The sequence below is a fragment of the Qipengyuania nanhaisediminis genome (assembly GCF_045862805.1).
GTDB lineage: Bacteria > Pseudomonadota > Alphaproteobacteria > Sphingomonadales > Sphingomonadaceae > Erythrobacter > Erythrobacter nanhaisediminis_A.
The window spans coordinates 99069-126057 of the sequence record NZ_AP025760.1; the positions used below are offsets into that span (position 1 = coordinate 99069).

Below are 26989 nucleotides of genomic sequence, written 5' to 3' on the forward strand. Positions count from 1 at the left end.
CGGCTGTCTCAAGCCGTTTCGCGGAACTCGGATTGCATTTTCACCCATGCACGCGGCCTAGTCCGAAGCCGCCAGGTAGGAAAATGCAAGCGCGCCTAGAGGTTCGCCTCGTATAGCGCGAGCAGGTCGCCAAATGCCTGTTCGGCAGGCGGGACAACGTAGGCGGGGCTGTCGGGCACGGTCCAGCCGTGATCGCCTTCATAGACCCGCACGACGGCCTGCCTCCCTGCTTGCTCTGCCGCCTCGGCGAAGCGCCGCTTGGCCACGGGATCCTTGTCATCGTCATCGCGCGCCACCGCGATCAGGAAGGCTGCCTCGGCCCGGTCGAGCGTGCGGTGCGGGCTGAGCGGATCATCCTCGCGCACGAGACCCCCGCCATGGAAGCTGGCTGCTGCGCCGATCCGGTCGGGCAATGCCGCCGCGCTCCACACCGCGAAGGGGCCGCCCATGCAATAGCCCTGCGTGCCGAGAGCGCGATCGGTGTCGACACTCGCCTGGCTGTCGAGCCAGCCTGCGGCCATCCGCGCATCGCTGCCAATCGCATCGGCGGTCAGCCGGTCGCGCCACGACGACACCCTGGCGAAGCCATCGGCATCGATGAAGGCTGCGAAATCGGCAAATCGTTCGCCTGACACGTCGCGGTAATAGGGGTTCACGACAAGGACCGAAAAGCCGTGCCGGGCAAGCCTTCGCGCCATGTTCCGCTTGGCTTCGCGAAGGCCGGCAATGTCGGGCCAGAAAATCACGCCGGGAAAGGCGCCTTGCGCCGGGTGGACGAAGAACGCGTCCATCGCGCCTGCCCGGGTCTCGATCACCACGTCGCCCTGCGCGAGGTCCGAAAACCCGCCGTCCCTGCTCTGGTCCTTCACCTCGCCCTGGGCGATGTCCCCGGGCGAACAGGCTGCAACCGCGGCGCCCGCTGTCAGCACGGTGAAATCCCTGCGACTGACTTGGCCTGCCCATTCCTTGAGCTTCTGATCTTCGCACATGGCACCGTTCTCCTCGCTCGCGCCGCCCGGGCCTGTCCGGTCGCCTGCGCGCTTACCGATAGACAAGGTGGCGCGCTCGCGGCAACATGGCCGGCAAGGAGAGAGCGGGATGAAGACTTTCGGAATGGTGGCGACATGCGCGGCTCTGGCGACGCTGGCGCTTGGCGCGTGCAACGGGGCGATGGGAAGCGAGGGCGATGGCACGGTCACCGCCGCACGCCTGGTCGCGGCAGATGCCGACCACGCCAACTGGATCACCCATGGCCGCACCTATGACGAGCAGCGCTTCTCGCCGCTCGACGCCATCGACACGGGCAATGTCGGTGATCTGGGCCTGGCCTGGTTTGCCGACATGGACACCGCCCGCGGGCAGGAGGCGACCCCGCTGGTCATGGATGGCAGGCTTTACCTCACCACCGCCTGGAGCAAGGTGCGCGCCTTCGATGCCGCAACCGGCGAGAGCTTGTGGGATTTCGACCCCGAAGTGCCGGGCGAAACCGCGGTCCGGGCCTGCTGCGACGTGGTCAATCGCGGGCTTGCCGCCTGGGACGACGACCTGTTTCTGGGAACACTCGACGGCAGGCTCATCTCGATCGACAGCGCGAACGGATCGGTCAATTGGGAGGTGCGCACAACCAATCCTGACCAGGCCTACACCATCACCGGCGCGCCGCGCGTGATCGACGGGCGAGTCATCATCGGCAATGGCGGCGCCGAATTCGGCGTGCGTGGTTATGTCGCGGCCTATGACGCGGCAAGCGGCGAGGAGCTGTGGCGCTTCTACACCGTTCCCGACGGAACCGAAGGCGAGGACGCGCCCGAATACCTCCAGGCCGCCGCCGAGACCTGGAACACCGATGTGCTGGCCGGATCGGACGCGATCGGCGGAGGCGGGACTGTTTGGGATTCGATGGCCTACGATCCCCAGCTCGACCTTCTCTATATCGGAGTCGGCAATGGCAGCCCGTGGAACCGGGCCTATCGTTCGCCCGGCGAGGACGGAACCGGCCAGGGCGACAACCTGTATTTGTCCAGCATTGTCGCGATCCGGCCAGCGACCGGCGAATATGTCTGGCATTACCAGACCACCCCGGGCGAGACCTGGGATTACACCGCGACCCAGCACATCATCCTTGCCGAGATGGAAATCGATGGCGAGCAGCGCCGGGTCCTGATGCAGGCGCCCAAGAACGGGTTCTTCTACGTCATCGACCGGGAGAGCGGCGAGTTCATCAGCGCCGAGCCCTATGTCACGGTCAACTGGGCGAGCGGTATCGATGACACGGGCCGCCCGATCGAGAACCCGGATGCGCGGATCGACGTGACCGGGCGACCGGCGCTGGTCACGCCCGGCGCGCTGGGCGGACACAACTGGCACCCGATGGCCTTTCACCCGGGCGAAAACCTCGTCTACATCCCCGCCTTCGAGGCAGGGATGATGTATTCGCCTCAAGCCAACTGGAAGCCCGATCGCGAACGCGGCTTTAATGTCGGCTTTGACCTGTCGGCGGGCGATCTGCCTCCCGACATGGGCATCAGGAGGCAGGTGGCAGGCGGCCTGCGCGGCATGCTGCTCGCCTGGGACCCGGTCGCGCAGGAAGCGCGCTGGAGCGTCGAGCATCCCGGGCCGTGGAATGGCGGAGTGCTCGCGACCGCGGGCGGTCTGGTGTTCCAGGGCACCGCGGGAAGCGAGTTCAACGCCTATGACGCGGCGAGCGGCGAGAAGCTGTGGAGCTTTGCCGCGCAGACCGGAGTGGTTGCCCCGCCCATCACCTACAGCGTCGATGGCGAACAATATGTCGCGGTGCTCGCCGGCTGGGGCGGCGCCTATGCGCTGACGGTCGATGGCGATTTGCTGGCGAGCAAGGCCCCGGTGCGCAATGTCTCTCGCCTGCTGGTCTTCAAGCTCGGTGCAAGCGGCGTACTGCCCGCCGAACGCGCGCTGGCCGCCCTGCCTCTCGACCCGCCACCAAGCCGTGCTTCGGCCGAAATGATCGCCCGGGGCGGCGAGCACTATGCGCGTTACTGCGCGGTGTGCCACGCGCCCGGCGCCGTGGGTTCGACCGTGCTGCCCGATCTCAGGCGTTCGGGCACGCTCGGCAATGAAGGCGCGTGGTCGGCGGTGGTCCATGACGGGATCCTGCGCGACAACGGCATGGCAGGCTTTTCCGCATCGCTCGACCGCGAACAGATCGAGGCGATCCGCGCCTATGTCATCCACCGCGCCAACGAGGACAAGGCAATGGAACCGGCAAGTGAGGGTGCGGCTGCCGACTAGCCCCTGAAGATGACGGTGCGCTTGCCGTTGAGAAGCACCCGCTCCTCGCAGAACAGCCGCACCGCTTCGGCCAGCACCCGGCGCTCGATATCGCGTCCCTTGCGAACGAGGTCAGCGGCGCTGTCGGCATGGCTGATGCGCTCGACATCCTGGTGGATGATCGGGCCTTCATCGAGATCGCCGGTGACGAAATGCGCGGTTGCGCCGATGATCTTGACCCCGCGCTCATGCGCCTGGCCATAGGGCCGCGCGCCCTTGAAGCCGGGCAGGAAGCTGTGGTGGATATTGATGCAGCGCCCCGCGAAATGGGCGGATTGCTCGTCCGAGAAAATCTGCATGTATCGCGCAAGGATAATCAGTTCGGCTCCCGTCTCCTCGGCCAGCGCGCGCAGCCTCGCCTCGGCCTCGGGCTTGGTCGGGGTGGTCACCGGGATATGGTGGAAGGGAATGTCCCCGATATCATCGTGGATCGCCACATCGCGCGGATGGTTCGAAACGATCGCCACCGGATCGATTGCGAGCTCCCCGGTGCGGCGGCGATAGAGCAGGTCGACAAGGCAATGGTCGAACTTGCTGACCATGATGATTACCCGCCGCGCACGGTCCTGCGCGGTGATGCTCCAGTCCATGCCGAAGCTCTTGCCCAGCGCTTCGAATGCTTCGCGCAGGTCATCCGGGCCGTGGGCTGCCGGATCGAAGGCCACGCGCATGAAGAACCGGTCAGAGCTGGGATCGCGGAATTGCTGGGCATCGAGAATGTTGCAGCCGCGCTCGAACAGGAAGGTCGTCACCTGCGCGGTGATGCCCGGCTGGTCGGCGCAATCGAGCGTGAGAAGCAAAGGTGCGGTCATGCTGGCCGCGCAGGCGGGCGCGAGCAGCCAGCAGGCACCGCGCCGGTCACAGCCGCGAGCGCCGGGTAAGCGCGGTCTCGCATTCCTGCATCAGCTGGGCGATGATGTCGGCGACCGGTTCCTCGGCAGTCACCATGCCGACCGACTGGCCGGCCATCAGCGAACCGCCCTCGACATCGCCGTCGATCACCGCGCGGCGAAGCGCGCCGGCCCAGTAATGCTCGATCTGCAATTGCGCCTCGCCCATGTCGACCTCTTCGCGGTCGAGCATTCCGGCAACCTCGATCTGCTTTCGGGTAAACTCCTCGGTGCCCTTGTTGCGCAGCGCGCGCACCGGGATCACCGGCAGGCGCGGATCGACCTGCACGCTGGTCTCGGCATCGCGTGCCTTGGCGCGGAAAAACGCCTTCTTGAAATCGGGGTGAGCGATGCTTTCGCTCGCGCAAGCGAAGCGGGTGCCGAGCTGCACGCCGACCGCGCCCATCTCCAGATAACCCGCGATTGCCTCGCCCCGGCCAATCCCGCCGGCGACGAAGACGAGGTGGTCCTCCGAGAGCGCCGGGAGAAATTCCTGCGCGAGTACGCTGGTCGAGACCGGCCCGATATGGCCGCCTGCCTCCATCCCCTCGATCACCAGCGCATCTCCGCCCGATCGCAGCAGCTTCTTGGCAAGGGCGAGAGTGGGTGCGAACACGATGACCTTGGCGCCGAAGGCCTTGATCGCATCGACGCTGCCCTTGGGCGGAATCCCGCCGGCGAGCACGACATGGCTGACACCGTGCTTCGCGCAAACATCGATCAGGTCGAACAATTGCGGGTGCATTGTGATCAGATTGACGCCGAACGGCTTGTCGGTGCGCGCCCGGGTTTCGGCGATCTCGGTATCGAGCAGGTCAGGGGTCATCGCCCCGCAGGCGATCACGCCGAACCCGCCGGCATTGGAAATCGCCGAGACGAGATTGCGTTCGGACACCCAGCTCATCGCCCCGCAAAGGATCGCGGTCTCGCAGCCGAGAAATTCGGTCCCACGCTGCATCAGCGCGGTGGTCTTGGGAAAATTGCTCATCGCCGCAGCGATTAAGCGCGCCCGCGCCCGCGCGCAAGCCTGCCTGAGCGCATCCCGCGCGCGTCGGCGTCAGTCGCGATAGGCGATGCGCACCTTGCGCGCAGCCTCGCAAGCGAGAGCACGCGCGGTGTCGGTGTCCTCGCCAACCGCAAGCGCGACCCCCATGCGGCGAAAGGGCCGCGTCGTGGGCTTGCCGAAGATGCGCAGGTCAACGTCGGGGCCAAGGCCGAGCGCATCGGCCACGCCTTCGAACGCGAAATCCGTGCTGTCGCGGTCGGCGAGGATGACGGCGGAAGCGGCGGGGATCGCCGGTTCGTCGCCAAAGATCGGCAGCCCCATGACCGCGCGGGCATGGAGGTCGAATTCGGACAGGTTCTGCGATATCGAGGTGACCATGCCGGTATCGTGCGGGCGCGGCGACAATTCGGAAAAGATCACCTGATCGCCGCGCACGAAGAACTCGACGCCGAACAGGCCATGACCGCGCCCCTCGCCTTCGAGCGCCTCGACCACCTTTGCCGCCATGGCCTGCGCATCGGCCAGCGCGCGTTCGGACATCACGGCAGGCTGCCAGCTCTCGCGGTAATCGCCGCGTTCCTGGCGGTGTCCGATCGGATCGCAAAAGGTGATCCCGCCTGCATGGCGCACGGTCAGGAGGGTGATCTCGTAATCGAAATCGATGAATTGTTCGACGATGACCCGCGCCCTGTCGCCGCGCATATTGGCGCAGGCATGGTCCCAGGCCGAGACAAGGCCGTCCGTGTCATCGACCTTGCTCTGTCCCTTGCCCGACGAAGACATGACCGGCTTGATGACGCAGGGAAAGCCGGTATGCGCAGCCGCCTCGCGCACCTCTTCGATGCTCTCGGCATAACGATATCGCGACGTTACCAGCCCAAGCTCGCCCGAAGCCAGGTCGCGGATCGCATCGCGGTTCATCGTCAGCTGCGCGGCGCGGGCAGAGGGAATGACGTCGAAACCCTCGGCCTCGAGCTCGGCGAGCACTTCGGTGCGGATCGCCTCGACTTCGGGGACGATGTGATCGGGGCGATGGCTGTGCACGGCCTCGCGCAGCTTTTCGCCATCGAGCATCGGGAACACTTCCGCCGCATCGGCGACCTGCATGGCGGGGGCCTGCTCATAGGCATCGCAGGCAATGACCCGGGCTCCGAGCCGCTTGGCCGAGATCGTGAATTCGCGGCCGAGTTCGCCCGAGCCGAGCAGCATTATCGTGGTGGTGTGTGCCATGCCCGCGGCCCTAGCCGCTCGTCACGGCGCGGCCAAGGTCAGCTGCGATTTTGCACCGCGCGCATGACCGCCTCGTTGACCGCCCGCTCGACCCGTCTCGAGCAGGACAACTCGGCATGGCGAGAAGGTGCGCGTTTGCGGCCGAGCCCGACCCGCATTCCGCCGCCCGCACGCGCCATGACCAGTCCGAGCTCGGCCTGGCGCAAGGTCCAGTCCTCCGACACTTCGCCGCGCGCAAGCCCCGCGCTCGCGGTAAGTTCGGGAGCGCGCGAGGATGAGGGGTCGGACAGTCCGGCAAAGGTGTGCAGAACCTCGCCAGCCCATCCGCGCGCCTCTCCGAGCGACATTCCGGGAAGCAGCATCGCGAAACGTTCGCCATCGATCTGGGCGAGGCGCTGGCCGGGCTGCTCCATGGACTTGAGAAACCTGCCAAAACCCCACTGGATCTCGTCGACCGTGCGCTGGCCGTATTGCATGAACATCGCGCGCATCCGGTCGACCGCGAAGATCGCCGCGACCGGCTCGCGCCCACGACTGATCGCCTGGCGCAGATCGGCGCGCAGGGCGTTTCGCGTGATGAGGCCGGTGGAAGGGTCGATCGCCTGGCCATCGCCGGGGTGGGGCCTGCGGTCCGCCCTTTCCTGCACGCTGCGGATCAGGCCGAGAGCGCCTTGCGGTGCGCCGTCATCGGGTTCGACCAACCTCAGGTTGAGCGCGAACCATGGCTGGGGCGCCTGCGCTTTCGGCAGGGCAAGACCGGCGGGCGCTTCCCCCTCGCCCGGCTCGGGCGGCATGGCCAGCGGGAATTCGATCCAGCCCGCCTCCGGCTCGCCTGCAAAGACCGCGTTGACATATTCATGGACCTGGGCGGCGGATCCGGCGTCAGCGAAGTCTGCGACATGCGGCATCAGCAAGAGGGTCGATAGGTCGAGGCCCAGCACGTGGGCGTTCTCGGTCGCATGAACGATGAAGCCATCGGCATCGAGACGCACCACGATGTCCCCCGACACATCCTCCAAAAGTCCCCGCAGCACCCGTGCTTCTGCGCCACTGAATTGCAATGTCATCCCGTTTTACACCCCTGGCCTGCGACCAATATGCCTTGCGCCGATTCTCTGTCAGCAACAACGTCAACTAACGCAGCGCACTTTTAAACTCGCGGGAGCCCCTATTTCCCTATGCAATGCTTCTAAGTGCGTTAGTTACGTAAAGTTACCTAACTAAAAAACGAATCATTATTCGATTTGTTTACCATGAAAAATGAAGCGGCAGAGTGTATTGGTGTAAAATACGGTAAATTGTTCGATCAAAGCTCGATGATTATGCGAACGTTTCTTGGATTCGTTGCGAATGTTGCGGCGACCCGGCGACGGCAATCATCGACGACCCGCGCCTGTTCACTGTCGGGACCGGCCGGCTTGAGCGCGCTCTCCTCGACGCCGAGCACCCGGGCAATCGCCGCGTAGCGTTCGGGCAAGGGCCGGGCCTTGCCCTTTTCCCAGGCCCAGACCGTCGGCTTGCTCACGCCGAGGAGGTCTGCGACCTGGGCGAGAGTCATGCCGCGCTCGCGCCGCAAGCGGTTGATCGTGACGCCGAGCAGGTCGCCGGCCGCTGCGTCATCCCCGCGCTCGCGCTCGAAGCGGGCCGGGCCATGATCGGCGATTGGCGTATCGCGCGGGTCGCCGCGCAATTCGGCCGCTGCCAGCGCCGCCTCGCCGAGCGCCTGCTCGAACGCGCAGCCGTACAATTGCCCGCTCTGCCACACGATCTCGGCGCCGACCGGTCCGAATTCGGGCATGTCGATCGCCAGCCTTTCGCCCGTCTCGAGCGATGCCTGCGTCTCGATCAGCAACCCCGCGGCCGAGATATTGTGCACGGTCACGTTCGCGTCCTCGCCGCTGGTAAGGCTACCGCGGGTTTCCAGGCGCAAGGCGCGGCGTGGCTGGTTGCGACCCTCGATCTGCGAAGGCGGGTCGAGATGGGCTCTCAATGCGGGCGAACTGGCCAATGCGTGTCTCCTGGTGGAGAACACGCGATCGGTCGCAAGGTCCTAACGCTTTCCTGCCGAACGTGGTTAAGATCGGCCAGCCGACACCCACATGGTGTCAGCCGTGTTGCCCGCTGGCTGTTTCCGCGCGCAACCGCAACCGGCTAATCTGCGGCATCGAGACCATAGGCGGTGTGCAGGACGCGCACCGCCAGTTCGGTCTCGTCCTCGTCGATCATGACGCTTATCTTGATCTCCGAGGTCGAGATCGCCTGGATATTGATCCCGCGATCAGACAGCGAACGGAACATCGTGCTGGCGACACCGGCATGGCTTTTCATGCCGACCCCGACGACGCTGATCTTGGCGATCTTGCTGTCGGTGATGATGCGGTTGAAGCCGATATCGCCGCGCCGGTCCTCGAGCATCGCCTGAGCGCGCGGCAAATCGGCCTGCGGCACGGTGAAGGTCACGTCGGTCTCGCCCTTGTCGCGCCCGACGTTCTGGATGATCATGTCGACATTGATCGAGGCATCGGCGAGCGGCTCGAAGATATGCGCCACCGCGCCCGGCTTGTCGGGCACGCGGGTGAGGATGATCTTGGCCTCGTTCTTGTCATGCGCGATGCCTGTCACGTGCTGGCGTTCCATCAGGCCGTCCTCCACAAGTTGATCCATTTCTTCGTCCGACACGATCAGCGTGCCGGGCAATTGGTCAGCGGCCACCGCGTCCTCGCCGACAAAGCTGGAGAGCACCTGGATGCGCACCCCCTCCTTCATCGCGAGGCCGACCGAGCGGGTCTGGAGCACCTTCGCCCCCACGCTCGCCAGTTCGAGCATTTCCTCATAGGTCACCGCCTTGAGCTTGCGCGCCTTGGCGACGATCCGCGGGTCGGTGGTGTAGACCCCGTCGACATCGGTGTAGATGTCGCAGCGATCGGCCTTGACCGCAGCCGCCACCGCGACCGCGCTCGTGTCCGAGCCGCCGCGTCCGAGCGTCGAGATGCGTCCGTTCTCGGTGACGCCCTGGAACCCCGGCACCACCGCGATCTCGCCCTTGCTCATGCTTTCGACCATGTCGGGCGCATCGATGCTCTCGATCCGCGCCTTTGCATGCGCCGCCGTGGTCTCGACCGGCATCTGCCAGCCGAGCCAGCTGCGCGCCCTGCAGCCGAGCGATTGAAGGGTGAGCGCGAGCAATCCGCTCGTCACCTGTTCACCGCTGGAGACGACCACGTCATATTCCGCCGGGTCGTAGAGCGCGTTGGCCTCGCGGCAGAAATTGACCAGCCGATCGGTTTCGCCCGCCATCGCGCTGACGACGACCGCGACCTCGCTCGCGCCCTTGTCGCCCGATCCCGCGGCCTGTGCGCGGACGATATTGGCGACACGCCGGATCCGTTCGGTGCCGGCCATCGATGTGCCGCCGAATTTCATCACGATTCTTTGTGTCTTGCCTGCCAATGGCCGCGCCCTTGTTGCTGGTGAGTGCGTCGCTGCGCTGCTAACGAGGCGCCATGGCGAACGCAAATGTCTCAAATGTAACTATCCGGCCCGAAGAAGCGGCCTTCTTCGCCGGGCTGGCAAGGGATTGGTGGAATCCGACCGGCAAGATGGCGAGCCTGCACCAGGTCAATCCCGTGCGTCTCGCCTTCATCCGGGAAGCGCTCGACGCGCATCTGGGCAGCGATCCGGACGATATCCGTGCGCTGACCGGGCACAGCGCGCTCGACATCGGTTGCGGCGCGGGCCTGTTGTGTGAACCGCTCGCGCGGCTGGGCGCACAGGTCACCGGGGTCGACGCGGCGAGCGACAATATTGCCGCGGCTGCCGCCCACGCCGAGGCAAGCGGGCTCGATATCCGTTACATGGCAGGCGAGGTCTCCGGCCTCGATATCGGCACATTCGATCTCGTCACCAGCCTCGAAGTGGTGGAACACGTCGCCGACAAGCGCGCCTTCCTCGCCGATTGCGCCGCGCGGCTCGCGCCCGGTGGGCTGCTCGTGCTTTCCACCCCCAACCGCACGCCGGCCTCGAAACTGCTTCTCGTCGGCGCGGCCGAGGCGGTGGGCTACGTGCCCAGGGGCACCCATGACTGGGACATGTTCGTCACTCCCGAAGAGCTCGAGGCAATGCTCGCGGAACTCGGGCTCGAGATCACCGCGCGGCGCGGTATCGCGTGGCGGCCATCCAGGGGCCTGCATCTGAGCGATGACGAAACGCTCAACTACATCCTCGCCGCGCGCAGGATTGCCGCCTAATCGCCGTCGATCAGAGCGCGTAGATCAGCCGGGTGGTCGGTGAAGAAGCCGTCAGCCCCGCTCGCGATCGCGGCGCGCCACAGCGGCATATAGCGACCCACGGCCTCGGGACCGCCCGGCGCTTGCAACGCACCGGGAAGAAAGCCGTTCTCCCGGCGAAGCGTCCAGGGATGGACCACCAGACCCGCTGCATGAGCATCGGCGACCAGCCGCGTGGGCTGCATTGCGTCGTCGATCACATGGCCGAGCCACGGGCCGATCCCGTCGGCATAGGTGGCGATCTGGGCGAGGCCCGAAGGCGTCAACATATCGGCCCAGCGCATCGCCGGCTCGTCATAGGGGCCTCCGGTATCGCGGATCAGCAGCACCAGCCGCGTGTCGATGCGCGCATTGAGCCGCTGCAGGGGCCCGATCTCGAACGCCTGGACGAACACCCTCGACTGCTCGCTGTCGAGGCCGTGCGCGCGCAGTTCGCGCACCATCAGGTCGACCATGTCTATGCCGTGCTGTTCCAGCATCAAGGTGGGGTTCTTGAGTTCGGGATAGAGCCCGATCGCGCGCCCGGTCTCTGCCTCCTTTATCCGCAGCAATTGCACGATCTCGGCAAAGGTCGGCACCTGGTAAAGCCCGTTATAGGCGGCGCTGGCAGGGCGAATGTTCGGCACCCTTTCGCGCACTCGCAACGTGCGCAACTGGGCGAGCGTAAAGTCCTCGGCAAACCAGCCGGCGACTTGCCGCCCGTCAATGGTCGCGGTGCGACGCAGGTGCTCGAACTCCTCGCGACTGGCGACATCGGTGGTCGCGGACAATTCGCTCTCGTGCCGCGCGACAAGGACGAGGTCCTTGGTGACGACCAGATCGGGCTCGATGAAATCGGCGCCCTGGTCGATGGCGCGCTCATAGGCGGCAAGCGTGTGCTCGGGCCGCTCGGCGCTGGCCCCGCGATGCGCGATCACCAGCGGTCGGCCCTCGCGCGCGCCCTCGCCGGTGGTTGCCTGCACCGATGCGCTGCCCGCCAGCGAAAGCGCGGCGGCGATGAAAGTCAGGACAAGCTTGCGGCCCATGTCTCTTCCTTAAAACCGACGAGGATGCCGCCGGGATGTTCGGCCACTGGCCGCTTGATCATGGAGGGGTGCTGAACGAGCAGCTCCACCGCGCCATCGGCCGTCTCGGCCTGCGCCTTTTCGGCCTCGGTCAGTTTGCGCCAGGTCGTCCCGCGCCTGTTGAGCACGGTGTCGACGCCCTTTTCCTCGATCCAGCGCGCGACCTTCTGATTATCGGCACCCTCTTTCTTGTAATCGTGAAACTCAAAGGCGATCCCGTTCGCCTCGAGCCATTTGCGCGCCTTCTTGACCGTGTCGCAATTGGGAATGCCGTAGATCTGGATCGTCATGTCGGTTTCCGTTGTCATGCAATGGGAGAAAGATGTGCGTCAGCAATCGCCACGGCGAGCGCATCGGCGGCGTCAGCGCCCGCGATCCTGGTGCCGGGCATCAGCACGCCGACCATCGCCGCGACCTGTTTCTTGTCAGCGGCGCCCGTGCCGACCACCGCTTTCTTGACCAGCCGCGCGGCATGTTCGTTGACCACGAGCTGCGCCGCCCCGCAGGCGGCGAGCACCGCGCCGCGCGCCTGCGAGAGCTTGAGCGTCGATTGCGGGTTCTCGTTGACGAACACCTCCTCGCACGCGGCACGTGCCGGCGCGTGCTCGGCGATCACCGCGGCGATCCCGGCGTGGAGCAGCGCCAGGCGTTCCGCCATCGCAGCTTTGGGCGAGGTCTTGATCTGGCCATTGGCGACATGCGCAAGCCGCGAGCCATGCGCGCGGATCACGCCCCAGCCGGTGCAACTGAGCGAGGGGTCGAGGCCGAGGATGATCATGTCAGCCTAGCCCGATCCGCCAGCCAAGCCTCCAGGCCATGGCGAGCAGGAAGGCGGCACCGAGCGCAAGTGCAATGGCCCATTCCTTCCAGCTCACCCGCCAGCCCTCACGAATCGAGCTTTTCCATCACCTCGTCGGAAATCTCGTAATTGCCCCAGACGGTCTGGACATCATCGTCATCGTCGAGCGCGTCGATGAGCTTGAGCAGTGTGCCTGCGTTCTTCTCGTCCATCTCGACAGTGAGATTGGGCTTCCAGGCGAGCTTGACCTCCTTGGCCTCGCCGAGCGTCTTTTCGAGCGCTTCGGCAACCGCGTGGAGGTCATCGGCTGCGGTCCAGATCTCGTGGCCGTCATCGGATGAGGCAATATCTTCCGCACCCGCTTCGAGCGCTGCCTCGAGCACTTTTTCCTCATCGCCTGCATCGGCGCCATATTCGATATAGCCGAGCCGTTCGAAACCGTGCGCGACCGAACCTTCGGTCCCGAGATTGCCGCCGTTCTTTGAGAAAGCCGTGCGAACCGCGGTGGCGGTGCGGTTGCGGTTGTCGGTCAGCGCCTCGACGATGATCGCGCTTCCGCCCGGGCCATAGCCTTCGTAGCGGACTTCTTCGTAATTTTCGCCATCGGCCGCGCTCGCCTTGTCGATCGCCCGCTGGATATTGTCCTTGGGCATCGACTGGCCCTTGGCGGTGTTGATTGCGAGCCGCAGGCGCGGGTTCATGTCGGGATCGGGTGCGCCCATCTTGGCCGCAACGGTGATCTCGCGTGAAAGCTTGGAAAACAGGTTCGAGCGTTTCTTGTCCTGCGCACCCTTGCGGTGCATGATGTTCTTGAATTTGGAATGGCCTGCCATGGAAACTCTTTTTCAGCTTGTTTCGGGCCAGACTGGCCCCCTTGAAACGATAGGGGTCGCATTAGCCCGATGAACGACGAGCCGACAAGTCCTCTCGCCGCAACCGGCGAGATGCCTCAGCATGCCGCGACACGCTTCGCCCCGGCTGCAAGCCTTGCAGACGAATGGCGCCGGGTGCTGGCCTTTCTCAGGCGACCGACCCTGCCCACTTTCACCGAGACCGCCGGTGCATGGCGCGTGATCGCGCGCGTCTATGCGCTCGACATGGCGGTGATGTTCGCGCTGATCGCGACCGCCGCGATCGTCATCGCGTCCGGGATCGACCTGCCGCGAACCGCGCTTGCCGATATAGATTTTACCCTGCCGATCGTGCTCGGGGTGATCATTGCCGCGCCGGTGTTCGAGGAGATCGTGTTCCGCGGCTGGCTCTCGGGAAAGCCCGGTCCTGTGCTCGCCCTGATCGCAATTATCGCAGGCGCAGGCGCATTTGCCGCGATCGGACCGGCCCTGCCCCTTGTGCGCGGACTGGTCCTGGTCTTCGCGCTTGTTGTCGCCGTCGCCGCGCTGGTCGCGCTGCGCCGCAAGCCTGCGATGAACTGGTTTGAACGCGGGTTCCCGGTGCTATTCTGGCTATCCGCGCTCGCATTCGCGCTGGTCCACCTTGCGAATTTCTCCGAAGGCTCGCTGGCCATGCTGCTGCCGCTGGTGATCCCGCAATTCGTGCTCGGCACGCTGCTCGGATATGTCCGGGTGCATATCGGGCTGTGGGCGGCGATCGTGCTTCACGCGATGCACAATGCGACCGCGCTGACGATTGCCTCGCTGGCGATGGTCGGGGGCGAAGGCTGATCAAGGCCCTGTGCCCCCAGCGCCATCGCGGCTGATCAGCCCATGCCGAGCGCGGCCTTGTAGGTCTCGAGAATGGTTTCCTGCTCGCTGCGATCGTCGGGCTTCATCTTCCGCAGGCGCACGATCTGGCGCATGATCTTGACGTCGTATCCGACGGCCTTGGCCTCGGCATAGACGTCGCGGATATCGTCGGCGATACCCTTCTTCTCTTCCTCGAGGCGTTCGATACGCTCGATCAGAAGGCGCAGGCGGTCATCGGTGGCTTCGGCCATTTGGGGGGTGCTCCAGAGAATCGGTTGAATTGGTCGGCGGCTGACTTACCAGCCGCGCGCGCCAAGCAAAGCAAAACCGCGCGACTTCTCCACCATGTCCGCGTGATCAGCGAAGGTCAGGCGCATTTCTCTTCAGACTCGCTTCCATCCGTGCCAGCTGCTCTTCGGTGGCGGGGCTTTGCCGGGAGGCCTTCCATTCGTCCTGGGCCATGCCGTGGATCAGCGCACGCGCTTCGGCCTTGTCGCCGGGATAGCCATAATCGCGGATCCAGTCGGCGAGGCAATTGCGGCAGAAACCCGCCAGCCCCATCAATTCGATGTTCTGCGCATCGTGGCGGTGGCGCAAGTGGCGCACCAGCCGGCGAAATGCCTCGGCGGCGATGGCATCGTCGAGCGTGTCGAGCGGGTCGGGGGCATCAGTCATTCGCTTTTCCTTGAGTTGCGTGGACGCTGTGCCATAGCGAGCGGCATAATCGTGACGCCAGAAATCGGGATAATCATGGCCAAAGGCGACAACACTCGGATCGACCCGCGCGGGCGCAAGGTCAAGATCCTCGCGACCATCGGTCCTGCCAGCCGGTCGCCCGAAATGCTGCGGCGGCTGTTCAAGGCCGGTGCCGATGCGTTCCGGGTCAATATGAGCCATGGCAGCCACGAGGACCACCGGGCAGCCATCGCGGCGATCCGCGCCATGGAGCGCGAATTTTCGCGCCCGATCGCGATCCTGGCCGACTTGCAGGGCCCCAAGCTGCGGGTCGGAACCTTCAAGGACGGCAAGGCCGTGATCCGCCATAGCGGTCACTTCACCTTCGATCGCGACCCGGCTCCCGGCGACGAGACTCGCGTGTGCCTGCCGCATCCCGAACTGTTCGGCATACTCGAACGCGGCCAGCGCCTCCTGATCAATGACGGCAAGATCCGGCTGGTGGTCAAGGAAGCCGATGACGAGCAGATCTTCTGTTCGGCCGAGGTCGGAGGCGTGATCTCCGATCGCAAGGGGGTGAATGTCCCCGATGCCGAGGTCCCGATCCCGGCGCTCACCGACAAGGATCGCAAGGACCTCGCCTTCGCCATCGAGCAGAAGGCCGACTGGGTCGCGCTGTCCTTCGTCCAGCGGCCCGACGATCTCGCCGAGGCGCGCAAGCTCATTGCCGCGCATGGCGGGACCGGCACGGCGCTATGCGCGAAGATCGAGAAGCCGATGGCGGTCAACCGCCTGACCGATATCATCGACATGTCAGACGGGATCATGGTCGCGCGCGGCGACCTCGGGGTCGAACTCGAGCCCCACGAAGTCCCGCCGCTTCAGAAGAAGATCGTCAATGCCTCGCGCCGCGCGGGCAAGCCGGTGATCGTGGCGACGCAGATGCTCGAATCGATGATCGAAAGCCCGACCCCGACCCGCGCCGAGGTCTCCGACGTTGCCAATGCGGTCTATGATGGCGCCGATGCGGTCATGCTCTCGGCCGAGAGCGCGGCTGGCGACTGGCCCGAGGAATCGGTCCTGATGATGCACCGGATCGCGCAGCAGGTCGAAGGCGACGAGGATTACAAGAGCCGCGTCCGCTTCCTCGAAATTCCGCCCGATGCGACCACGTCGGATGCGCTCGCGCATAGCTGCATGACCATCGCCGACACGGTTCCGATCACCGCAATCACGGTCTTCACCATGAGCGGATCGACCGCGCGCCGGGTGAGCCGCGAGAGGCCCGACACGCCCATCCTCGTCCTGACCCCGCTAATCGAGACCGCGCGGCGCGTGGCGCTGTTATGGGGCGCACATGCCGTCCCCACCAAGGATATCGGCAGTTTCGAGGAGATGATCGCCAAGGGCAAGCGGATGGCGCTGCGGCACGGCTTTGGCAGCGCGGGCTCTAAACAGATCGTCCTTGCAGGGGTTCCGTTCGGGACACCGGGATCGACCAACCTTCTCCACGTCGTTACCCTGTCGGGCGACGAGCTGGACAAGCACCGCAAATAGCACGGCGCACCCGCTCGCAGCGGAGGACGAGAGACACCCCCATGCGATTCCTGCAAATTGCCCTGGTCACAGTGCTGGCGCTGCTGAGCCTGGCTGCCGGGGCGGCGAAGCTGCTGGCAGCGCCCGGCGAGACCGCTCTGGTCGCCGATGCCGGCCTGTCTTCGGCCTGGCTCTGGCCGCATGGAGCATTGCAGGTGATCGCGCCGGTTCTGGTCGCCTTCGCAAAACTGCGCAGGGTGGGACTGGCGGGCATCGCGATCGGCTTCGCGCTGTCCTGCCTTGTCATCTTCCTTGCCGGTTACCCCGCATTCGGCGCGTTCTCGCTGATCCCGGTCGCGCTTGCCGGTTGGGCGCTGCACATCGAGGGCCGCCAGCCCTAGGCAGCGGCAGCGCGTTTGAGGCGGCTGCGCGCTTCGTCTTCCCCGATCAACGGCAGGAGTTCGCCCATGTCGGGGCCGTGATCCATGCCGGTAAGCGCCTGGCGCAGCGGCAAGAACAGCGCCTTGCCCTTGCGCCCCGTCACCTGTTTGAGCGTGGAGGTCAGTGCGCGCCAGGGGTCTTCACCCCATTCGAGCGTTTCGGCGGCGTGGCCGAGAAAGGTGCGATCCTCGGCAGCGAAATTCGGCTGTGCGATCGGCCCTGTGACCAGCTTCCACCACTGCTCGGCCTCGGCGACGGTCGCGACATTGGGACGCATCGCGTGCCAGCCGGCCTCGTCCATGCCGTCGGGCAGCCGGTCCTGCGCCTGCGCAAACTCCATGGCGTGCACGATCGCGGTATTAATCCGTTCGAGCTCGGCATCGTCGAACTTGGCAGGCGCGCGGCCGAAGGTGGACAAGTCGAATGTCTCGAGCAGCTTTGCACGATCGGCGATCGGTTCGACCGGCAGCGAAGTGCCGAGCCTTGCAAGCAGCGCGACGAGCGCTTCGGGTTCGATACCCCGTTCGCGAAAGGCATCGCAGCCCAGCGAGCCGAGGCGTTTCGACAGCTTGCCCTCCTTGCCCACCAGCAGCGCCTCGTGCGCAAAGGCCGGGGGCGCTGCGCCAAGGGCGGTGAACATCTGGATCTGCACCGCGGTGTTCGAGACATGATCCTCGCCGCGCAGGACCTGCGTTACCCCCATGTCGATATCGTCGACCGTGCTCGGCAGCATGTAGAGCCACGATCCGTCGGCGCGGCGGATCACCGGGTCGGATAGCTGGGCGGCGTCAAAGGATTGCTTGCCGCGCACGCCGTCATCCCATGCGATCGCCTCGTCATGATCGAGGCGGAAACGCCAGTGCGGGGCGATACCCTCGGCCTCCTTGGCCGCTCGCTCGTCATCGCCGAGCTTGAGCGCGGCGCGGTCATAGATCGGCGGCAGGCCGCGCCCGAGCTGGATCTTGCGCTTCAGTTCGAGTTCCTGGCTGGTCTCGTAGGCCGGGTAGATGCGCCCGGCATCGCGCAATCGGTCGAACGCCGCCTGGTAGGCCTCGAGCCTGTGCGACTGGCGTTCCTCGCGCGCGGGCGCCAGGCCGAGCCAGGCGAGGTCCTCCCGGATCGCCTCGACATATTCCTCCCGGCTGCGCGCCGCATCGGTGTCGTCGATCCGCAGCACGAAAGTGCCGCCCGCCTTTTCGGCCAGCATCCAGTTATGAAGCGCGGTGCGAATATTGCCGACATGCAGCCGGCCCGTGGGCGATGGAGCGAAACGCGTGGTGGTCATGCGCGCGGCGTTAAAGCGCGCAGGCCCCGCCCGCAAGCGCTCGCACATGCCCGGACGCGCCCGGTACGAGCCGTTTCCCGGCAAAGAAAAACCCCGCCCCGGGCGCATAGGCTCGGGGCGGGGCAATTCGTGTCAGCGTTTGGCCGCGAGGCTTATTCGCTCGCGTCTCCGCCACCCATGGCCGCCTTCATCGCTTCCTCGCTCGAAACCGGATCGGCCTCGGGCTCGGGTTCGCTCGGCGCGGCTGCGGCGTTTTCGGCAGCCAGCTTTTCCTGCTGCTTCTTCCACGCGGCCTTGAGCGCGGCGTCGCGGCTCGAGGCGGTGACGCGCATCCGGTTCATGCCCGCGCCGGTACCGGCGGGGATGAGACGGCCCACGATCACGTTTTCCTTGAGACCGATCAGCGTGTCCTTCTTGCCCTCGACCGAAGCCTGGGTGAGCACGCGGGTCGTCTCCTGGAACGAGGCCGCCGAGATGAAGCTGCGGGTTTGCAGGCTCGCCTTGGTGATCCCGAGCAGGATCGGCATGCCTTCGGCCGGCTTCTTGCCCTTGCCGAGCTTGGCATTGATCTCGAGCATTTCGGCATTGTCGACCTGTTCGCCCGGCAGCAGCGTGGTGTCGCCGCCATCGGTGATCTCGACCTTCTGCAGCATCTGGCGAACGATCACCTCGATGTGCTTGTCGTTGATCTTCACGCCCTGGAGACGATAGACTTCCTGGATCTCGTTGACGAGATATTCGGCCAGCGCCTCGACGCCCATGACCTCGAGGATGTCGTGCGGGTTGGGCGAACCGGAAATCAGGGTGTCGCCCTTCTTCACGAAGTCGCCTTCCTGCACGTCGATTACCTTGGTCTTGGGGATCAGGTATTCCACCGGATCACCTTCCTCGGGAACAATCGCGATCTTGCGCTTGGCCTTGTATTCGCGGACGAATTCGATCTTGCCGGAAATCTTGGCGATAACCGAGACGTCCTTGGGCATGCGCGCCTCGAACAGTTCGGCCACGCGCGGCAGACCGCCGGTGATGTCGCGGGTCTTGGCAGCCTCGCGCGAAGCACGGGCGAGGATGTCACCAGCCTCGACCGTCTGGCCGTCAGTGACCGACAAGGTCGTTCCCGGAGCCAGCATGTAACGCTGGGCTTCGGTCTCGTCGGCATCGGTCTGGCCTTCGCCGAGAAGGGTGAGACGCGGACGCAGCTCCTCCTTCTTCTTGCGGCCGGTCGCACGGTTCTCGGTCACGACGCGCTGGGCGATACCGGTGGCATCGTCGGTCTGCTCTTCGAGAGTCGAGCCCTCGACGAGGTCCTGGTATTTCACCACGCCCGATTGCTCGGTGATGATGGGAAGCGTGAACGGATCCCATTCCGCGAGGCGATCGCCTTCCTTGACCTTGGCACCGTCCTTGAACATCAGCACGGTACCATAGGGCACCTTGTGCATTTCGCGTTCGCGGCCCTCGGCATCGATCACCGCGAGTTCGCCATTGCGGGCAAGGCTGAGAATACGGCCCTTCTTGTCGGTGATCGTCGGCATGTCGCGATATTCGATCTTGCCGTCCGAGATCGACTCAAGGTGGCTGGTCTCGTTGAGCTGCGCCGCACCGCCGATGTGGAAGGTACGCATGGTCAGCTGGGTGCCCGGCTCACCGATCGACTGCGCGGCGATCACGCCGACAGCTTCACCGATATTCACCGGGGTACCGCGAGCAAGGTCACGGCCGTAGCAGGTCGCGCAAACGCCCTGTTCGGCTTCGCAGACCAGCGGCGAACGGATCTTGGCCGACTGGACTTCAGCCGCCTCGATTTCCTTCACCATCGGCTCGTCGATCAGCGTGCCGGCCTTGACGATCACTTCGTCGGTCTTGGCGTTGACGAGGTCTTCGGCAACGGTGCGGCCGAGGATGCGCTCGCCGAGCGAGGCGATGACGCTGCCGCCCTGGACGATGGCGCGCATTTCGAGCGCGTTGTCGGTCTTGCAGTCCTCGACGACGATCGTGCAGTCCTGCGACACGTCGACCAGGCGGCGGGTCAGGTAGCCCGAGTTCGCCGTCTTGAGCGCGGTGTCGGCAAGGCCCTTGCGAGCGCCGTGGGTCGAGTTGAAGTATTCAAGGACGGTCAGGCCTTCCTTGAAGTTCGAGATAATCGGGGTCTCGATGATCTCGCCCGACGGCTTGGCCATCAGGCCGCGCATACCGGCGAGCTGCTTCATCTGCGCCGGCGAACCACGCGCACCCGAGTGGCTCATCATGTAGATCGAGTTGATCTCGGCCTCGCGACCGTCCTTGTCGATCGGCTGCGACTTGATCTCGGCCATCATGGCGTCGGCCACCTGGTCGCCGCAACGGCTCCAGGCGTCGATCACCTTGTTGTACTTTTCCTGCTGGGTGATGAGGCCGTCCTGGTACTGCTGCTCGTAATCAGCAACCAGCTTCTTGGTCTCCTCGACCATGCCTTCCTTGGCGTCAGGGATGATCATGTCGTCCTTGCCGAACGAGATGCCGGCCTTGAACGCGTGGCGGAAGCCCAGCACCATGATGGCGTCGGCGAACAGCACCGTGTCCTTCTGACCGGTGTGACGATAGACCTCGTCGATCACGTCGCCGATATCCTTCTTGGTGAGAAGGCGGTTGATGATGTCGTAGGGCACCTTGTGGTTCTTGGGCAGGCATTCGCCGATCAGCATCCGGCCCGGAGTGGTCTCGAACCGCTTCATCACGATGTTGCCGTCTTCATCGGCCTGCGGGACGCGGGCGATGATCTTGGTGTGCAGCGTGACCGCCTTGGTCTCGAGCGCCTGGTGCACTTCGGCCATGTCGGCAAAGCGCGGCAGTTTCTCGACCTTGGTGCCGTCCTCGTTCTCGAGGTATTCGGGCGTCTTTTCCTGGCGTTCCATCGACAGGTAATAGAGACCCAGAACCATGTCCTGCGAAGGCACGATGATCGGCTTGCCGTTGGCGGGCGAGAGGATGTTGTTGGTGCTCATCATGAGCACGCGCGCTTCGAGCTGGGCCTCGAGGCTGAGCGGAACGTGCACAGCCATCTGGTCCCCGTCGAAGTCGGCGTTGAATGCCGAGCAGACCAGCGGGTGAAGCTGGATCGCCTTGCCTTCGATCAGCACCGGCTCGAACGCCTGGATGCCGAGACGGTGAAGCGTCGGCGCGCGGTTCAGCAGGACCGGGTGCTCGCGGATCACCTCGTCGAGGATGTCCCAGACTTCCTTGCGCTCCTTCTCGACCCACTTCTTCGCCTGCTTGAGGGTCATCGAGAGACCCTTGGCATCGAGGCGGGCGTAGATGAACGGCTTGAACAGTTCGAGCGCCATCTTCTTGGGCAGGCCGCACTGGTGCAGCTTGAGTTCCGGGCCGGTCACGATGACCGAACGGCCCGAATAGTCGACGCGCTTACCCAGAAGGTTCTGGCGGAAGCGGCCCTGCTTGCCCTTGAGCATGTCGCTGAGCGATTTCAGCGGACGCTTGTTCGCACCGGTGATGACCCGGCCGCGGCGGCCATTGTCGAACAATGCGTCAACGGCTTCCTGAAGCATGCGCTTTTCGTTGCGGACGATGATGTCCGGCGCGCGCAGCTCGATCAGGCGCTTCAGGCGGTTGTTGCGGTTGATCACGCGGCGATAGAGATCGTTGAGATCCGAGGTCGCGAAACGGCCACCGTCGAGCGGCACCAGCGGGCGCAGTTCGGGCGGGATCACCGGGATCACTTCGAGGATCATCCATTCCGGGCGGTTGCCGGATTCGATGAAGCTCTCGACGACCTTCAGGCGCTTGATGATCTTCTTGGGCTTCAATGCGGACTTGGTGGTCGCGAGCTCTTCGAGCAGGTCTTCACGCTCCTGTTCGAGGTCAAGGTCCATCAGCATGACCTTGACCGCCTCGGCACCGATATCGGCGCTGAATGCGTCTTCGCCATACTCGTCCTGCGCTTCGAGGAGCTCGTCTTCGGTCAGCAGCTGGAACTTCTCGAGCGGGGTCAGGCCCGGCTCGATCACGACATAGCTTTCGAAGTAGAGGATGCGCTCGAGCTGCTTCAATTGGATGTCGAGCAGCAGGCCGATGCGCGAGGGCAGCGACTTCAGGAACCAGATATGCGCGACCGGAGCAGCGAGTTCGATGTGGCCCATACGCTCACGGCGCACCTTGGTGACGGTGACCTCGACGCCGCACTTTTCGCACACGACGCCCTTGTACTTCATGCGCTTGTACTTGCCGCAAAGGCATTCGTAGTCCTTCACCGGACCGAAGATGCGCGCGCAGAACAGGCCGTCACGCTCGGGCTTGAACGTGCGGTAGTTGATGGTTTCCGGCTTCTTGATCTCGCCGAACGACCACGAACGGATACGCTCGGGCGAAGCGATCCCGATCTGGATCTGGTCGAAGGTTTCCGGCTTTGCGAGCTGGTTGGTGAATTTGGTCAGTTCATTCATGACTTGGTTCCCTTACGGGGTGAATTCTCGTGGAGCGAAAGCGGGAGGGGCGTTGCCGCCCGCTCCCCTTATTCCGCTGCCTCCGGCCACTGGTCGTCTTCGTCTTCCTCGCCGTCGCTCAGCGACTTCAATTCGACGTTGAGACCCAGCGAGCGCATTTCCTTGACGAGCACGTTGAAGCTCTCCGGAATGCCCGCTTCGAAGGTGTCGTCGCCCTTGACGATCGCTTCGTAGACCTTGGTACGGCCGACCACGTCGTCCGACTTGACGGTGAGCATTTCCTGCAAGGTGTAGGCAGCGCCATATGCCTGCAGTGCCCAGACCTCCATTTCGCCGAAACGCTGGCCGCCGAACTGCGCCTTACCGCCCAGCGGCTGCTGGGTGACGAGCGAGTACGGGCCGATCGAACGGGCGTGGATCTTGTCGTCGACAAGGTGGTGAAGCTTGAGCATGTAGATGATGCCCACGGTGACCTTGCGGTCAAAGGCTTCACCCGTGCGCCCGTCGAACAGGACCGACTGCCCCGAAGGATCGATGCCCGCCTTGACCAGGTAATCGGTCACGTCGGCCTCGCGCGCGCCATCGAAGACCGGCGTGCCCATCGGGACGCCTGCCGACAGGTTCTGCGCGAGCTCGACGATCTGCTCGGCCGAACGGCTTTCGAGGTCCTCGAAATACTGCTCGCCGTAGACGTCCTTGAGACGCTGGACGACCGCTTCGGGCGGTTTCGCCTTCTTGTAGTCCTCCGCAGCATTGGGGTTGGCTGCGCGCCACTCCTCGAGCTTTTCGGCGATGTCCATGCCGAGCGCGCGAGCCGCGAAACCGAGATGGGTTTCGAAGATCTGGCCGACATTCATGCGCGAAGGCACGCCGAGCGGGTTGAGCACGAGGTCGACCGGGGTCCCGTCCTCGAGGAACGGCATGTCCTCGATCGGCAGGATCCGCGAGATCACACCCTTGTTCCCGTGGCGGCCGGCCATCTTGTCGCCCGGCTGCAGCTTGCGCTTCACCGCGACGAAGACCTTGACCATCTTGAGCACGCCCGGTGCCAGTTCGTCACCGCGTTCGAGCTTTTCCTTGCGGTCCTCGAACTTGGCATCGATCATCGCGACGCTCTCGTCATATTGCGACTTGATCGCCTCGATCTGGGCCTGGCGCTTGTCGTCGGCGACCGCGAACTTGAACCATTCGTGGCGCTCGACACCGCCGAGCACGTCCTCGGTGATCTCGCTGCCCTTCTTCACGCCCTTGGGAGCGGCCGATGCGGTCTGACCGACCAGCATGTCCTTGAGGCGGTTGTAGGTCGCGCGGTTGAGGATGTTGCGTTCGTCGGCCGCGTCCTTGCGAAGGCGCTCGATCTCCTCGTTCTGGATCGCACGCGTACGGTCGTCGATCTCGATGCCGTGGCGGTTGAAGACACGAACCTCGACCACCGTCCCGGCAACGCCCGGCGGCAGGCGCAGCGAGGTGTCGCGCACATCGCTTGCCTTTTCGCCGAAAATGGCGCGCAGGAGCTTTTCTTCCGGCGTCATCGGGCTTTCGCCCTTCGGCGTGATCTTGCCGACCAGGATATCGCCCGGATGCACTTCGGCACCGATATAGACGATGCCCGCCTCGTCGAGGTTGCGCAGGGCTTCCTCGCCGACATTGGGGATGTCGCGGGTGATGTCTTCCGGGCCGAGCTTGGTGTCGCGGGCCATGACCTCGAATTCCTCGATATGGATCGAGGTGAACACGTCGTCCTTCACGATGCGTTCGGAGATCAGGATCGAGTCCTCGTAGTTGTAGCCGTTCCACGGCATGAACGCGACGAGGCTGTTCTTGCCCAGCGCCAGCTCGCCGATATCGGTCGAGGGACCGTCAGCGATGATGTCGCCCGGCTCGATCACGTCACCGACCTTCACCAGCGGACGCTGGTTGATGCAGGTGTTCTGGTTCGAACGCTGGAACTTCTGCAGGGTGTAGATATCGACGCCCGACTGGCCGGCTTCGACATCGCCCTGTGCCCGGATCACGATGCGGGTGGCGTCGACCTGGTCGACGATCCCGCCGCGCTTGGCAGCGATCGCGGCACCCGAATCGCGCGCCACGGTCTCTTCCATGCCGGTGCCGACCCACGGCGCTTCGGCCTTGACGAGCGGCACGGCCTGGCGCTGCATGTTCGAGCCCATCAGCGCGCGGTTCGCGTCATCGTTCTCGAGGAACGGAATGAGCGAGGCCGCGACCGAGACGAGCTGCTTGGGGCTGACGTCCATCAGGGTGATCTGGTCGTTCGGGGCCATCAGGTTGTCACCTGCATGGCGGGCCGAGACCAGTTCCTCGACAAAGGTGCCGTCATCGGTGAGTTCGGCCGATGCCTGCGCGACGGTGTGCTTCTGCTCTTCCATCGCGGACAGGTAGATGACCTCGCCCGAAACCTTGCCGTTCTCGACCTTGCGATACGGAGTTTCGATGAAGCCGTATTTGTTGACCCGGCTGAACGATGCCAGCGAGTTGATCAGGCCGATATTCGGACCTTCGGGCGTCTCAATCGGACAGATACGGCCATAGTGCGTCGGGTGAACGTCGCGCACTTCGAAGCCGGCACGCTCACGGGTGAGACCGCCCGGGCCAAGCGCCGAGACGCGGCGCTTGTGGGTGACTTCCGACAATGGGTTGGTCTGGTCCATGAACTGCGACAGCTGCGAGGAGCCAAAGAATTCGCGCACCGCGGCAACAGCCGGCTTGGCGTTGATCAGGTCGTTGGGCATGACGGTCGAGACATCGACGCTGCTCATGCGCTCCTTGACCGCGCGCTCCATGCGCAGCAGGCCGACGCGGTATTGGTTTTCCAGCAGCTCGCCGACCGAACGCACGCGGCGATTGCCGAGATTGTCGATGTCGTCGACTTCGCCCTTGCCGTCCTTGAGGCCGACCAGTTCCTTGACCACGGCAAGGATGTCTTCCTTGCGCAGCGTGGTCACGGTGTCTTCGGCATCGAGGCCGAGACGCATGTTGAGCTTGACGCGGCCAACGGCCGACAGGTCATAACGCTCGCCGTCGAAGAACAGGCCTTCGAACAGGGCTTCTGCGGTTTCCTTGGTCGGCGGCTCGCCCGGACGCATCACCTTGTAGATGGCCTCGAGGCCCTCGTCGCGGTTCTCGGCCTTGTCGACCTTGAGCGTGTTGCGGATCCACGGACCGGTGTTGATCTCGTCGATGTCGAGCAGTTCGAGCTTGTCGATGCCGGCATTGTCGAAGGTCTCGACATGTTCGAGCGTGATCTCGTCACCGGCCTCGATATAGATGCGGCCTGTGCTTTCATCGATGAGGTCGCGCGCGGCAAAGCGGCCGACGACTTCCTCGGTCGGGAGAAGCAGGTCCTTCAGGCCATCCTTGGCCGCCTTGTTGGCAGCGCGCGGGCTGATCTTCTGGCCGGCCGGGAAGATTTCCTCGCCAGTCTTGGCATCGACCAGCGCGAAGGCAGGCTTCTGCCCGCGCCAGGCCTCGGCGACGAACGGGATCTTCCAGCCGTCCTTGGCGCGATCCCAGGTGACGGTTTCGTAGAAGTGTTCGAGGATCTGCTCGCTGTCGAGGCCGAGCGCGTAAAGCAGCGCGGTGACCGGCAGCTTGCGCTTGCGGTCGATGCGGACATTGACGATGTCCTTGGCGTCGAATTCGAAGTCGAGCCACGAGCCGCGATAGGGAATGACACGCGCGGCGAACAGCAGCTTGCCCGAAGAGTGCGTCTTGCCCCGGTCGTGATCGAACAGGACGCCCGGCGAACGGTGCATCTGCGACACGATCACGCGCTCGGTGCCGTTGATGATGAAGGTGCCGTTCTCGGTCATGAGCGGCATGTCGCCCATGTAGACGTCCTGCTCCTTGATATCGAGCACCGAACGGGTTTCGGTTTCCTGGTCGACCTCGAACACGATCAGGCGCAGCGTCACCTTCATCGGGGCTGCATAGGTGATGCCGCGCTGACGACATTCGGTGGTGTCGTATTTCGGCTCTTCGAGTTCGTAATGGACGAAGTCGAGTTCGGCGGTGCCGGCGAAGTCGCGGATCGGGAAGACGCTGCGCAGGGTCTTTTCAAGCCCCGAGACATAACCTGCATCCTTGTCCGAGCGCAGGAACTGCTCGTAGCTCTCGCGCTGGACCTCGATCAGGTTGGGCATGTCGACGACTTCGTGGATGTCGCCGAAAATCTTGCGGATGCGCTTCTTCGCAGTGCCCTGCGCCTTGCGGCTGCGGAGCTTGCCCGAACTCTTGGGGGCCTTCGCCTTGGTAGCCATGGAGGTAACTTGCCTCTTGTCTGGGCGCGCAAGACAAAATCATCTCGCGTGC

At 64.6% G+C, this 26989-nt stretch carries 21 protein-coding genes; 5 read left to right on the forward strand and 16 right to left on the reverse strand.

Translation table 11 applies throughout. The features are described from left to right. Positions 1–95: 95 nt before the first annotated feature. The gene (locus tag ACKTSM_RS00515; protein ID WP_407875197.1) at positions 96–989 is read right to left on the reverse strand and encodes a dienelactone hydrolase family protein; all 894 of its coding nucleotides are present in this window, start codon (positions 987–989) and stop codon (positions 96–98) included. A gap of 109 nt (positions 990–1098) precedes the next feature. On the opposite strand from ACKTSM_RS00515, the gene ACKTSM_RS00520 reads away from it, so the two are divergent. Next, positions 1099–3267, forward strand: a complete 2169-nt coding sequence (locus ACKTSM_RS00520) for a PQQ-dependent dehydrogenase, methanol/ethanol family (protein WP_407875198.1) — start codon at positions 1099–1101, stop codon at positions 3265–3267. Here ACKTSM_RS00520 and purU read toward each other — a convergent pair. The 6 genes from purU to ACKTSM_RS00550 form a co-directional block, all read right to left on the reverse strand. Beyond that, positions 3264–4118 (reverse strand): formyltetrahydrofolate deformylase, encoded by an 855-nt coding sequence (gene purU, locus ACKTSM_RS00525; RefSeq protein WP_407875199.1) that lies wholly within the window; start codon positions 4116–4118, stop codon positions 3264–3266. The genes ACKTSM_RS00520 and purU overlap by 4 nt on opposite strands. Positions 4119–4164: 46 nt before the next feature. Continuing rightward, entirely contained in the window at positions 4165–5184 is a 1020-nt protein-coding gene (locus ACKTSM_RS00530) for an NAD(P)H-dependent flavin oxidoreductase (RefSeq protein ID WP_407875200.1), read from the reverse strand. A 69-nt stretch (positions 5185–5253) separates the two neighbouring features. After that, entirely contained in the window at positions 5254–6432 is a 1179-nt protein-coding gene (gene purT, locus ACKTSM_RS00535; RefSeq protein ID WP_407875201.1) for a formate-dependent phosphoribosylglycinamide formyltransferase, read from the reverse strand. Positions 6433–6470: 38 nt separating this feature from the next. After that, positions 6471–7499 carry a diguanylate cyclase domain-containing protein gene (locus ACKTSM_RS00540; RefSeq protein ID WP_407875202.1) on the reverse strand — a complete coding sequence of 343 codons (1029 nt, stop codon included), beginning with the start codon at positions 7497–7499 and terminating at the stop codon, positions 6471–6473. A gap of 239 nt (positions 7500–7738) precedes the next feature. Then, positions 7739–8440, reverse strand: coding sequence for a helix-turn-helix domain-containing protein (locus tag ACKTSM_RS00545; RefSeq protein ID WP_407875203.1), 702 nt, complete (start codon positions 8438–8440; stop codon positions 7739–7741). A 143-nt stretch (positions 8441–8583) separates the two neighbouring features. Further along, the gene (locus ACKTSM_RS00550; protein ID WP_407875204.1) at positions 8584–9855 is read right to left on the reverse strand and encodes an aspartate kinase; all 1272 of its coding nucleotides are present in this window, start codon (positions 9853–9855) and stop codon (positions 8584–8586) included. Between the two features lie 80 nt (positions 9856–9935). On the opposite strand from ACKTSM_RS00550, the gene ubiG reads away from it, so the two are divergent. Beyond that, complete coding sequence (gene ubiG, locus ACKTSM_RS00555) at positions 9936–10679, forward strand: bifunctional 2-polyprenyl-6-hydroxyphenol methylase/3-demethylubiquinol 3-O-methyltransferase UbiG (RefSeq protein ID WP_407875205.1); 744 nt, start codon at positions 9936–9938, stop codon at positions 10677–10679. Here the strand turns inward: ubiG and ACKTSM_RS00560 are convergent. From ACKTSM_RS00560 to ACKTSM_RS00575, 4 genes are all read right to left on the reverse strand, one after another. Next, complete coding sequence (locus ACKTSM_RS00560; RefSeq protein ID WP_407875206.1) at positions 10676–11743, reverse strand: glycerophosphodiester phosphodiesterase family protein; 1068 nt, start codon at positions 11741–11743, stop codon at positions 10676–10678. The two genes, ubiG and ACKTSM_RS00560, sit on opposite strands and share 4 nt — an antisense overlap. Next, entirely contained in the window at positions 11722–12072 is a 351-nt protein-coding gene (locus ACKTSM_RS00565) for an ArsC family reductase (RefSeq protein ID WP_407875207.1), read from the reverse strand. The genes ACKTSM_RS00560 and ACKTSM_RS00565 overlap by 22 nt, the downstream gene beginning before the upstream one ends. A gap of 14 nt (positions 12073–12086) precedes the next feature. Then, positions 12087–12560, reverse strand: coding sequence for a crossover junction endodeoxyribonuclease RuvC (gene ruvC / locus ACKTSM_RS00570; protein WP_407875208.1), 474 nt, complete (start codon positions 12558–12560; stop codon positions 12087–12089). A gap of 107 nt (positions 12561–12667) precedes the next feature. Further along, positions 12668–13414, reverse strand: a complete 747-nt coding sequence (locus ACKTSM_RS00575) for a YebC/PmpR family DNA-binding transcriptional regulator (RefSeq protein ID WP_407875209.1) — start codon at positions 13412–13414, stop codon at positions 12668–12670. Between the two features lie 69 nt (positions 13415–13483). Here ACKTSM_RS00575 and ACKTSM_RS00580 point away from each other — a divergent pair, with 69 nt between their 5' ends. Then, positions 13484–14263: a lysostaphin resistance A-like protein gene (locus tag ACKTSM_RS00580; protein WP_407875210.1), complete on the forward strand. Its 780-nt coding sequence runs from the start codon at positions 13484–13486 to the stop codon at positions 14261–14263. A gap of 35 nt (positions 14264–14298) precedes the next feature. On the opposite strand, the gene ACKTSM_RS00585 is transcribed toward ACKTSM_RS00580, so the two are convergent. Together ACKTSM_RS00585 and ACKTSM_RS00590 are read right to left on the reverse strand one after the other, a co-directional pair. After that, on the reverse strand, positions 14299–14535 hold the full coding sequence (locus tag ACKTSM_RS00585) for a DUF2312 domain-containing protein (protein ID WP_007165461.1): 237 nt from the start codon (positions 14533–14535) through the stop codon (positions 14299–14301). A gap of 106 nt (positions 14536–14641) precedes the next feature. After that, the gene (locus ACKTSM_RS00590) at positions 14642–14959 is read right to left on the reverse strand and encodes a DUF1244 domain-containing protein (RefSeq protein WP_407875211.1); all 318 of its coding nucleotides are present in this window, start codon (positions 14957–14959) and stop codon (positions 14642–14644) included. A 75-nt stretch (positions 14960–15034) separates the two neighbouring features. Between ACKTSM_RS00590 and pyk the strand changes: the two genes are divergently transcribed. Beyond that, on the forward strand, positions 15035–16516 hold the full coding sequence (gene pyk / locus ACKTSM_RS00595; RefSeq protein ID WP_407875212.1) for a pyruvate kinase: 1482 nt from the start codon (positions 15035–15037) through the stop codon (positions 16514–16516). 41 nt (positions 16517–16557) lie between these two features. Continuing rightward, positions 16558–16896, forward strand: a complete 339-nt coding sequence (locus tag ACKTSM_RS00600; RefSeq protein WP_407875213.1) for a hypothetical protein — start codon at positions 16558–16560, stop codon at positions 16894–16896. Here ACKTSM_RS00600 and gltX read toward each other — a convergent pair. The 3 genes from gltX to rpoB form a co-directional block, all read right to left on the reverse strand. Next, entirely contained in the window at positions 16893–18221 is a 1329-nt protein-coding gene (gene gltX / locus ACKTSM_RS00605; RefSeq protein ID WP_407875214.1) for a glutamate--tRNA ligase, read from the reverse strand. The two genes, ACKTSM_RS00600 and gltX, sit on opposite strands and share 4 nt — an antisense overlap. 152 nt (positions 18222–18373) lie before the next feature. Continuing rightward, positions 18374–22660 carry a DNA-directed RNA polymerase subunit beta' gene (rpoC, locus tag ACKTSM_RS00610; RefSeq protein ID WP_407875215.1) on the reverse strand — a complete coding sequence of 1429 codons (4287 nt, stop codon included), beginning with the start codon at positions 22658–22660 and terminating at the stop codon, positions 18374–18376. 68 nt (positions 22661–22728) lie between these two features. After that, positions 22729–26937, reverse strand: coding sequence for a DNA-directed RNA polymerase subunit beta (gene rpoB, locus ACKTSM_RS00615; protein ID WP_407875216.1), 4209 nt, complete (start codon positions 26935–26937; stop codon positions 22729–22731). Positions 26938–26989 lie beyond the last annotated feature (52 nt).